The organism is Myxacorys chilensis, from assembly GCF_059505265.1.
The window spans coordinates 1-5467 of record NZ_JCACKG010000156.1; the positions used below are offsets into that span (position 1 = coordinate 1).

A 5467-nucleotide genomic window follows, 5' to 3' on the forward strand; every position below is an offset into this window, starting at 1 on the left:
TCTGCCGCGTCACTGCCAACGCTTCATCGACTACTTCCGGTCGATACGGCACTAAGTCACTCAACGCACTGGCACGAACAAACTCATCCTGAATCTGCCGCGTCACCGCCAACGCCTCATCCAGCAACTTGTCCGGTCGATGCGGCACTAAGGCACTCAACGCACTGGCACGAGCAACCTCAGACTGAATCTGCTGCGTCACCGCCAACGCTTCATCGACTACTTCCGGTCGATGCGGCACTAAGGCACTCAACGCATTGGCACGAGCAACCTCATCCTGAATCTGCCGCGTCACCGCCAACGCCTCATCCAGCACCCCGTCCGGTAGATGCGGCACTAAAGCACGCAACGCATTGGCACGAGCAGACTCATCCTGAATCTGCCGCGTCACCGTCAATGCTTCTCCGACTAACCCTTCTAGCAAATAAGGCGCGAGCGCAACAATTCCCTTAGCCCGCTCGCTTGCTTCCGGCTTTTGCTGAACATAAGCCAACCCCTGAATCGGCTTCCAAATTCCCTTCCTCACCAGAGCTGCAATCAATTCAGGTGGAATATTACTGGCAAGGCTATTGAGCGATCCATAGATTAACAGGTAGCGGCATTGCCAATAGATCGCCCCTACCGGATCGGTCTCACACTGTTGGTCTGCCCACTTCCATGCCCGCGCTACATCCGTGACAAAATTCGCCATCTGCCCTAACGCTTCACAGGCAACAAACCAACCATTTTGCCCGGTTGCCGTCTGCTCCTGTAGCAGCACATGCAGCTCATCTACCCAGCCAGCCTGCTCCAAATGCCAAGTCAGATGGCTATGAATGTAACCATCATCTGCTAAGGTATGCCACAATCCCTGCTGTGTCTCCGCTCGATACCGCTGCAAAAACTGGGCATGAGCTGTTGTCAACTTTAACCCCAGCCCCGGCAAATCCTGCTCAGATTCAGGTGAAGGACTCCCCGTCAATAACCGTTTCGCCAAGTCATGCATCAAATCATGAATTCGGTAGGTCGATTTCTGCCCAACCTGCTGCGCTCCAGCTAATAACAATGCTCGTGTTCTCAAAATCCGCAGGGCAGCACCGGCTTGTCGTGCCGTCAGCTTCCATAACGTTGCCGCGACTTGCTCCGTCATCAACACGTCCTCTGGCAAGATGCCCAACCAAGCAAACTGCCGTTGTTGTTCGGGTGAGAGCCGCTGCACACTCAAATTCAAAGAAGCCAAGAGACTATAGCGCTTGCGATACGCTGCACTCACCTCTACCGGACGATCCAACGCCTCCAATCGTGCCGTCTCTGCCTGCAAATCCTCCAGCAGCTCACTAAAGGTCACTCCATCCTCGATCTGCGCCGCTGCTAATTCCAGTGCCAGCGGCAAATGTCCCACCTCCTCCGCCAACTGTGCGGCTTGCTGCTGCTCCTGCGCGATCAGCTTCCCTGGATACTTCTTGGTCAGCAGCTCTAACGATTGCGCCGCTGTCATTGCTTCTAAGTCATAGCGCTTTGCATCCGCGATCACCGCTTCCCGCGTCGTCACCAACACGCGACACCCCGCTCGTCCCACCCGAAACGGTTCTACATGCTCCGGGTTCCAAGCGTCATCGACGACCAACAATACCCGCTTGTCATACAACAACGTCCGCAATTGACTAGAAGCACTTGCAACGGTTGTCGGCTTATAGTCGCGATCTCCCAGCGCCTGAATCCAATCAGAGAGAAATGACAAAATATCGGGTTCTTGCCCTAACGTCGCCCACAATACGCCATCGCAGAATCGTGTCCGAATCTCGGCATCATGGGCTAACCACGCTGCCAACACCGACTTGCCAATGCCGCCTAACCCATAAATTGCACTCACTACTAACGTCGCGGGTGCATTGGGATCGTTCTGCAACAACAAGCTTTTCACGCACTGCTGATGCTCTGGACGCTCGACAAAGTAGTCCGGCAACGGTGGCATTTGTAGAGGCTTGCCAAAGCTGCGGCGCTCTGAAGCGTATTGATGGTGAATCGTGATCTGATCGCCGATATAAGCTGTTCCCTGCTCTCTAACTTCTGTCTGAACCCCCTTGGCTTGGTCTTGATTATGCTGCTTTGAGGCAGTGCTTACCTGCACAACACTTGGATTAGGGTCTGACTGGACGGTTTGTTGTTCCTTTGACTTTGCGGGTCGTTTTTCTTCCCAGAGTTGCTCAAAGCGGTTGGCGTTATCGGTTTTATCCCTTGACCATAACGTGAGCTTGAAATGCCAATTCTCGGTTCCTTTTGGCTGCTCGCGAATATCCTCCAGAATATTCAAGAAATCGTTCATCCGAATTAAGGCTTCTCGAATTTGGGGCTTAGTCAAGGCTGTTCCCAGCCCATCCTTTTCGCACAGTTCGACCAGTGCTCTCAGGGTCGTTCGCACAATCAGAGCTGGCGTCGATACCCCTTCTGTTTGCCAAGCGCATTGGATCGGGATGCGCTCAACGCCCTCTAATTCTGCTTGAGCAAACGCAAGGATCGCAATGAAGAGGCGTTTGGCTCGCGCTTTGACTTGGGAACCGTAGGTTGCTCTGGGCATAGTGCAAAGACTGAAAGCTCAGGACTGGGGCAGAAAGTTTGGGGTATCCCCTTGGGGCGAGAGGTACCCCAACTTAATCTATCATCAGCTTGGGGTAGCTATCGTCTGCTCAACAGCCGCGTTTGCACTGGGGCAGACCCCAAACGCGACTATCGAATCGTTCGCCATTCAATACGATTCTTCCCATGACCCACCCACACGACGATCATTCTCAACATCTAATTACGCTGCAAGTTGCCGAAGAAACACTGCGCCAAACTCGTGCCACCTTCGATCTCACGCATCGCTGCCTGCAAGCCGCATTTATTATGACAGTCGCTAGTGCCCTCGTCAGTCTCACCGGAGTCGGGCTTCTGCTCACCCACCGGGCTTCTGAAGGGGCAATCGCCACGGCTGGTGGACTTGCTTCAGGAGGTGGGTTTCTCGCACTGACCAAGGAGGCAGAAGAGCGACTCAAGCGGGCGAACAAGCGACTCGACAAAATCCTGACGGCAGTACCTGATGAGGAATAGGTCGATCGACCTGCGCCAACTCTTAGACGTTGGCGCAATGCTTCTGATCTGGAGAAGAGGAACCCTCATCCAACGAATTGATGAACAATGGCTAGGATTTTAAGACAACGATTCTAAAACCCTTAGAGAAGGGGTAAAAATGCAGACAGGGCTTGAAAACGCTGTTTTCCAAGCTCCATCAAAAAATAGTCATTTTTAATAAAATTCAGATGGAGTTCTACGATTACACCAGATTGTTATTAAACTAATGTTCATCTATCAGGGAACATGAATGAACCGTTACGAAACAATATATATAATGCCGAGGCTGATAGTAGCATAGGAAAAATGAATGACTGAAACCAAACATAATAATATCCATATATTGAGAGCAGATTGAATCTCTTACCAGCAGCATCTAGTCTGACGCAATACAGCTCTACATTAGTTTTAAAGTCTGTGAATTCTCTTAGAATATCTGAATCAATATCTTCGGTCTTCGTTGGAAAGTTTTGGTTTTTTTCTAGCTCACATAGCCTACTCAAGAGTCTTACCCCACCCCCAACAAATTTTTTGTCCAATTTCATGGTTGTGCCGAATTCCGAATCCATTCGATGGCTATCGAACCATAGTCTAAATCCTGCTAAGTCACCGATCCAATTAATAAATAGTGCGTAAGAAAAATAGGTGATTAATATTAAGGCAACGACATCAAACAATTCAGCAGGCAATTTAACTCCAAACACTGATAATTCACTAAGATTAACTTTGTAAAGTTTGACAATAATACTTAAAAACGAAACTACTATCAGCCTTCTACCGTTTTTCTCAGTTAGGTCTGAAATAATTTCTTTCCCACTAACCTTCGGCATACAGATTTTCTCTTATAACTTATTGATATTCTAAATCAGCTTTATATTGATATTTATTGTATGACTATAACTCACACTAGGAAGTAATAAAATTGTCAGTTCCTAACTGATATGAACCATAGGAAACTTCGTATTCGCTTCCAGCTTTTGCTCGTGTTTGATTAGCTTCATGTTCTGTTTCGAACACGCCATATAAACTCCAAGGATTCATTCTAAATACACTCCAACCCATCACCGAGCCAGAATTATCAGGATCAGGAGGAAGTGTATCAGCTATTTTCATCTTTCGCTTTACTCATATTTTTAAGATAACTTTTACAGACTAGCATATGACTAGTAATTATGATCTCCATAAGTTGATCCGTTAGATACATAACTGATTTCTGCTTCAATTATGTGCTCACAGTTCAAGCTCATAAATCTGGGCGATTTCTTCCGCCTGAATCCCTAAATAATCCAAAGTTTGTTGCTGCGTCGCATGTCCGAACGCTTCCATGAGGAGCGGAACTGCTGTGCCACGTTCCATGCGTTGCCAGTAGCCCCAGGTTTTACGGAGAGTGTGGCTGCCATACTTGCCCTTCAACCCTACATGCTGGCACCACGTCTTCACCGTGGTGCTGACGGTCGGCACCGTTAGGCAGCCGCGCTTACCTTGGAACAGGAACGCATCATCGGGCAGGGGGTTGGCAGTAAGGTGCTGTGAGATCGCCTTGACTACTGCACCGTTAATTGTCACGCTACGGAATTTACTCACCTTGCTTTGCCTCACCCGTAACAGGTCGCCGGGTTGCAGTCGTCGAACCTGACCCACGGTGAGGGACAGCAATTCATTGGCGCGATATGCCGTATTGATACCCAAGATAAATAGACATAGATCGCGAGGGTGATCACGCAAAAGTTTTTTGATGCGCTCGATAGCTTTTTTGTCTCGAATCGGTTCGACGGTCAGCACTGATCCGGGGGAAGGATGATGAGGATTTTCGCCTTTTTGGAACGCCATGAAGCTTTCGCCTTCTTCACTAAGTTGTAGAAACTTACAGGATATAACTTAGTGTAAAAATACCTCTCCGGCAAGCAGCGACTGCGACGAACTCTCATCAACCTCAATTCCGACCTACGTTTCAGCAAAAATACGTTTCACTAAGTTTTGAGTAATGGTTAATGAAACTGGAGGAGCCGATCATCAAGGTTTTCTTCTTCACAGGAGTCAGGACGCATTCCGGATTACTTAAGACGCTTAGTAAAGTGAACAGTCTCCTCCTCCTTGCCGTCTCCCCCGCTCTATAACAGAAGTATGGAATCAGAACCAAGTGCAATTCAACCTTCACGCCCATTCTGATTCTCTTCGCACTCACTCGCTTCCCAGCACTCTGGAGCAGCTTTACAGCTTCATCCTAGGCGGCTGGTGATACCCAAGAAGTCGTGAGTCGCTGATGGTTCTTCTGGTTGCCTTTCCAGGCATAAACACTCCTTTACCTTTCACAATCCTTTAGGTGACTATGAGATCTCTTCAATCTGTTGCGATGCTTTCGGGTCTTGCTGCTTTA

5 protein-coding genes are annotated in these 5467 nt (G+C 48.9%); 1 reads left to right on the top strand and 4 read right to left on the bottom strand.

Annotated elements, in window-relative coordinates; all coding sequences use genetic code 11:
* Positions 1–2557, bottom strand: a 2557-nt coding sequence (locus AC5JLB_RS12300; RefSeq protein WP_495874119.1) for an NB-ARC domain-containing protein, incomplete at its 3' end; no start/stop codon positions are given.
* A 185-nt stretch (positions 2558–2742) separates the two neighbouring features.
* On the opposite strand from AC5JLB_RS12300, the gene AC5JLB_RS12305 reads away from it, so the two are divergent.
* The gene (locus AC5JLB_RS12305; protein ID WP_495874120.1) at positions 2743–3069 is read left to right on the top strand and encodes a TRADD-N-associated membrane domain-containing protein; all 327 of its coding nucleotides are present in this window, start codon (positions 2743–2745) and stop codon (positions 3067–3069) included.
* A 251-nt stretch (positions 3070–3320) separates the two neighbouring features.
* Here AC5JLB_RS12305 and AC5JLB_RS12310 read toward each other — a convergent pair whose 3' ends face one another.
* The 3 genes from AC5JLB_RS12310 to AC5JLB_RS12320 all read right to left on the bottom strand — a co-directional run bounded on the left by AC5JLB_RS12310 (position 3321) and on the right by AC5JLB_RS12320 (position 4920).
* Positions 3321–3920, bottom strand: coding sequence for a hypothetical protein (locus AC5JLB_RS12310; RefSeq protein WP_495874121.1), 600 nt, complete (start codon positions 3918–3920; stop codon positions 3321–3323).
* Between the two features lie 76 nt (positions 3921–3996).
* Positions 3997–4203, bottom strand: coding sequence for a hypothetical protein (locus AC5JLB_RS12315; RefSeq protein WP_495874122.1), 207 nt, complete (start codon positions 4201–4203; stop codon positions 3997–3999).
* A gap of 117 nt (positions 4204–4320) precedes the next feature.
* Entirely contained in the window at positions 4321–4920 is a 600-nt protein-coding gene (locus AC5JLB_RS12320; RefSeq protein ID WP_495874123.1) for a tyrosine-type recombinase/integrase, read from the bottom strand.
* Positions 4921–5467: the final 547 nt, after the last annotated feature.